We start from the raw sequence: 5,115 nt of genomic DNA on the forward strand, positions 1-5,115 counted from the left end.
CGGCGCGGCCGTCGCGCTGCGCCGCGCGGGCATCGACGATCTGGTGATCATCGAGGGCGGCGATGGCGTCGGCGGCACCTGGCGACGTAACACCTACCCCGGCGCCGCCTGCGACATCCAAAGCCATCTGTATTCCTTTTCCTTCGCGCCCAACGCATCCTGGAGCCGCACCTACGCGCGGCAAGCCGAAATACTGGCCTACCTCGAATCGGTGGCCGACGACTTCGACCTGCGTCGCCATCTCCTGCTGGACACCACGGTGGGCTCCCTGCGATGGGACCCGCACGCCGCAGCGTGGCATTGCGAGCTGAACCGGAACGGGCAGCCCGCCACCCTGACCGCCGACGTCGTCGTGTGTGCCGTCGGCCTGTTCGGTTCGGCCAAGCTCCCCGACATCGACGGCCTGAGCGACTTCGCCGGCCCGGTGCTGCACACCGCGCAATGGGATCACGCCCTCGATCTGGCCGGCCGGAATGTCGCCGTGATCGGCACCGGCGCCAGCGGGGTACAGCTCGTGCCCGAGTTGGCGAAGTCCGCCGGGCGTGTCACGGTCTTCCAACGCACCCCGCCGTGGATGGTTCCCAAGGACGACCGCCCTTATACCGCAACCGAATTGGCCCGCTTCCAACGCAGCGTCCTGGCGTTGCGCCGCACCCGCTGGAAGATCTGGAAGTTCCAGCACGACAACACCGCGACCTTCGCGGACGACCCCGTGGTGACGGCGCGCACCCAGATCGCGACGTCGTTCCTGGAGTGCACCGTCGACGACGAGCCGCTGCGTCGCGCGCTGACACCGAATTACCCGTTCCGCTGCAAGCGGGTGCTCCTGGGCGACGACTATTACCGCGCACTGCAGCGCGACAACGTCGAGCTGGTCACCGACCCCATCGCGCGGATCGACCGAACGTCGGTGATCACCACAGCGGGCACTGAAGTCAGCATCGACGCGATCGTGCTGGCCACGGGCTTCGAGACGTCTCGCTACCTGTCGGGCATCGACGTCGTCGGTGCCGGCGGGCGACGGCTGCACGAGCACTGGGGCGACGACCCGTCCGCTTATCTGGGGGTCGCCGTCAGCGGTTTCCCCAATTTCTTCATGCTCTACGGCCCCAACACCAACCAGGGTGGCAGCTCCATCGTCTACATCCTCGAGGCCGGGGCGCGACTGGTCGCCAGCGCGGTAAGCCGGCTGGCGCGCGGTGGCGGATACCTAGACGTGCGGGCCGAAGCCGAAAAGCGTTACAACGATGCACTTTCCGCGGACCTGGAACGCACCATCTGGACGCAGTGCGACAGCTACTTCCGGTCGCCATCCGGCCGGATCGTCACCCAATGGCCGTATACCGAACTCGAGTACGCGCGCCGGACCTGGCGGCTTCGGGCGCGGGAGTGGATCCACGGGAGAACGCGGGATGGTGCGGACCTAACGAAAGTCGGCACCGGCGCCGAGGAGTAGCCAATCCCCGAACTCCGAGCTCTACTACCTCGTCTAGCCGCCGGCGGCCACCCTGGCTCGTTCGGTCATCGAGGCCACCACGCCGCCGTCGTTGAGAATGTCGGTGCCGGTGAGGTATCCGGCCCGCTCGCTGGCGCAGAAGGCGAGTAGCTCGGCCATCTCCTCCGGCTTGCCCCACCGTGGGACGGCGGCGTTGGCAACCATTGCGCCGGCACCCGCCTGCTCCTCGAGCCTGCCCATCTCGGTGTCGATGGATCCCGGTGACACGGAGACGATGCGCAATCCGCGGGCGTTGAATCGCTCGGCCTGTGACTGGCTGTACCACTTCACGAAGCTCTTGCTCACGGCGTAGGCGAGGCCGGATCGCGCCTCCTCGGGAGCAATGCCGCACGCCGCCAGCATGGCGTCCATGAACGCGTCCGTGTCGTCCATCGCCATCGGAAACTGTTCTGTCGGAATGATTTCCGCGGGAAGCATGTGGGCCGCCATCGATGCCACGTTGACGATCACCGCGCCCTCGCCCGCTACTGCGAAGAACTCCTCGTTGACATTGACGGTGCCGACGGCGTTGGTCCGCATGACGTAGTCGGCGGCGCCCATGCTCGGGCTGACTCCAGCGGTGTGGATGACGGAGACGACGGTCCCGAGATTGTTCGCGGTGCCGAGCAGGTCGGCGACGGCGTGCCGGTCGGTCACGTCGCAGTCGACGGCCGTCGGATGGATCCCGAGGTCTTGCAGGCTCGTGGTCGCGGCCGCCAACCGGTCCTGCCTGACGTCGCACAGCACCACGGTGTGGTCGCGGCCGACAATTTTCGCCGTGGCCAGGCCCATGCCGCCCGCGCCGCCTGTGATCACCGACACTCGATTCATACCTCGGACGGTATACGCTACTCGATTCCGGGCGTGGGCGGGTTATGCCATGGCCTCGGCCCAGGCGATGTGTCCTTCGAAGCCAAGGGAATTCGCCATGTCGCGATAGCGGTCGCGGTGGTCGCGATATGCGGCTTCGTCGCCGTGGGCTTGGGCCATCGCCGCCCGCATCGATAGCAGCCACAGGTCCTGCACGACGAATCCCGGTTCGGTCGGAAGGGCCGCGAGTCGGTCGATGGCCGCTTGCGCTTCCAGCAGGTCCGCCGGGCGCCCTCTGTACACCAGCGCCTTCACCAGTGCGGCGACGGTAGCCCCGACAATCACACGCTCGGGTCTCGCGTATTGCTCCTCGATGCTCGGGCGCAATAGTTCGATCGCGCCGTCCGGGTCGCCGGTGCGCAACTTCTCGTTGCCGACAAAGAGGTTCACCAGCGTGGCCGCTCCCATCGTGAAGCGCTCCTGCAAAGCGGCTTCGCGGGCGGCGGCGAGCAGGGCAAAAGCCTCTTCGCGACGGGCCGCGTCGTGGGTCACGAGGGCGACGCCGTGGATGTACTGGGCGCAGGCCAGCGTGAGATCGTCGCCGGATCGTTCCGCGATCTCCAGCATCTCGGTCGTCTCCTGCACTGAGTCGGCGTCCGGCAACCAGACCCCGAGGGGAATCAGGTTGTACTTGAACAGCAGCATGATCGCGCGCAAGGAGGGTTCGAACGCGCGGACCATTCGGAGGGCTTGATCGACATCGGTCTTCCAGTCCGGGTCGCCGAGGAGGCAGCGCGCACAACCCCGGAGCATGATCGCTCCCGTCAGCGGGGAACCGATGATCAGATTGCCCTTGATGGCATCGCCGTCGGCCAGCTCGATCGTCCGTTGCGCGATGCGGATGGTTTCGGTCAACTCGGCGCGCTGCAACTTGGTGGGCATCGCCGCGTATAGCAGCCCAAGGATCAGCGTCGGGTCGCCGATCGAGTCGAGCAGGTCCTCGAGCTCGGTAGCCAACCGCGAGGCTTCATCGAATCGGGCGTGCACGATCAGTGCGGGCAGCCATCCGGCCATGGCCATCGCGAGCGAAACTTTGTCGCCGGCGGCGGTGGCAAGGTCGCGCAGTTCGTCGAACCCGGTGTCGGCCATGGTGCCGCCGGTCAGCCACGCGCTGGCGCATAGCAGAGTCCGCGGATGGATCCGCATTGCTTCGCGGTCGCCGCCGGTGTCGGGCAGGCGGTCGGCGACATCGCGCGCGTGCCGCCAACTCGCCCTTGCCGCGGCGAGGTCGCGGTGGGTCAGCCAAGCCCCCGCGCGCATGTACCAATCGAACGCCGCGCGCAGATTGCCCGCCGCTTTATGGTGTTCGGCGATCAGCGCGGCGTTTTCGTCGATCGACTCCGGATCATGCTCCTCGATCAGGGCGGCTAGCCGACGGTGCAGCTCGTCTCGATCCGACTTCAGTTGCGATTCGTAGGCAACGAAGCGGATCAGGGGATGCCGAAACGCGTACTCGATCTTCGGCGTGAAGCCGACCTGATCGACCAGCTCGCCCCTGACGAGCTCGTCGAGGACCGGGTCGACGCCGACGGCGGTCACCAGGTCGGGGCTGAACTGCGATCCGATGACGGCGGCGGCGCTGAGCGTGCGTTTGGCCGCGAAGCTGAGACGGTCGATGCGGGCGGCGATGACGGCGTGCAATGTGGGTGGGGCGGTGATGTCGGCGATCTCACCGAGGAGCCGGTAGGAACCGCGCTCGCCGTGAATCGATCCTCGTTCGGCGAGGTCGCGCACGATCTCCTCGGCGAAAAACGGGTTCCCGCAGGCGCGCTCGGAGATCACCTCGGGAAGGCCCTGCACCGAGGCATCGGTGCCCAGCAACTCGCCGATCAGCGCCACCGTTTGCGCGGTGTTCAGCGGGCGTAGCGCGATCGTCTGCGCACCGGGAATCGCGGCCAGGACGCCCTGGTACTCGGGGCGGTAGGTGATCAGCATCATCGAGCGGGTTTGCCTGATCACCGTCAGGAAGTCGGCCAGCATCGACTCGCTGACCTCATCCATCCAATGGGCGTCCTCGATCACATACAACGCCGACCCGCGGCGACTCACCCATGCGGCGGTGACCAAAGCCGTGAGCCGGCGCCGCCGGGCGTCGCCCTCGATGCCGGGCGCCGCTATAGCCGCATCCGCGATGCCGAGCAGGTCGCCGAGGAGCCAGAGGTCCTCGGCGTCGGCATCTTGGAACCGGGATTGCAGCTGCGCCCGCGCGGCGTCACTGCCAAGTCCATCGAGCCCGAGTGCGGCGCGCAACAACCCCGTCACGGCGTGGAAGGGGATGTCGCTGGTGTGGGACTCGCAGAACGTCGTGATGACGTCCATGCCGCGGCTTTTCGCCAATGCCATCGATTCGCGAACAGTGCGGCTCTTGCCGATGCCGGGTGGCCCAACGAGACCGATGAGGCAGCCAGCCCCGGTGATTGCCTCATCGAGTATGCCGGCGATGGTGTTGAGTTCCCACGTCCGGCCCACCAACTGCGGGTCTTTCCTGCGGCGGTGATCGCTTTTCGCGGCGATCAAACGGCGAGCGGCCACCGGGTCCTGGGCCCCCTTGATGTGCACCATCTCCGGCTCGGACAGGGTCGCGGCATCCTCGACCAACCGCGCCGTTGACTCGCTGAGCATCACCCCGCCCGGGGGCGCTACGGATTCCATCCGCTGGGCCATTCCCACCTGTTCCCCGATCGCGGTGTAACCCAAAGCGCCAGAACCTATTTCGCCGGCGATCACCTGACCCGAATTAAGGCCCACCC

General features: G+C 66.9%; 3 protein-coding genes. 1 reads left to right on the forward strand and 2 read right to left on the reverse strand.

The genetic code is table 11. The features are described 5' to 3' along the window. On the forward strand, nucleotides 1-1,456 hold a 1,456-nt coding region (locus tag A5652_RS22415), incomplete at its 5' end, for an NAD(P)/FAD-dependent oxidoreductase (protein ID WP_067356956.1). Nucleotides 1,457-1,489: 33 nt separating this feature from the next. On the opposite strand, the gene A5652_RS22420 is transcribed toward A5652_RS22415, so the two are convergent. Both A5652_RS22420 and A5652_RS22425 read right to left on the reverse strand, forming a co-directional pair. Continuing rightward, nucleotides 1,490-2,326, reverse strand: coding sequence for an SDR family oxidoreductase (locus A5652_RS22420; protein ID WP_082984020.1), 837 nt, complete (start codon nucleotides 2,324-2,326; stop codon nucleotides 1,490-1,492). 42 nt (nucleotides 2,327-2,368) lie between these two features. Continuing rightward, the coding region (locus A5652_RS22425) for an AAA family ATPase (protein ID WP_156745486.1) at nucleotides 2,369-5,115 on the reverse strand (2,747 nt) is incomplete at its 5' end.

It is taken from the genome of Mycobacterium sp. 1165178.9, from assembly GCF_001673555.1.
Lineage (GTDB): Bacteria > Actinomycetota > Actinomycetes > Mycobacteriales > Mycobacteriaceae > Mycobacterium.

Coding starts and splice junctions, on each gene's coding strand:
- A5652_RS22420 (WP_082984020.1), bottom strand. CDS start 2,326: ATGAATCGAGTGTCGGTGATCACAGGCGGCGCGGGCGGCATGGGCCTG.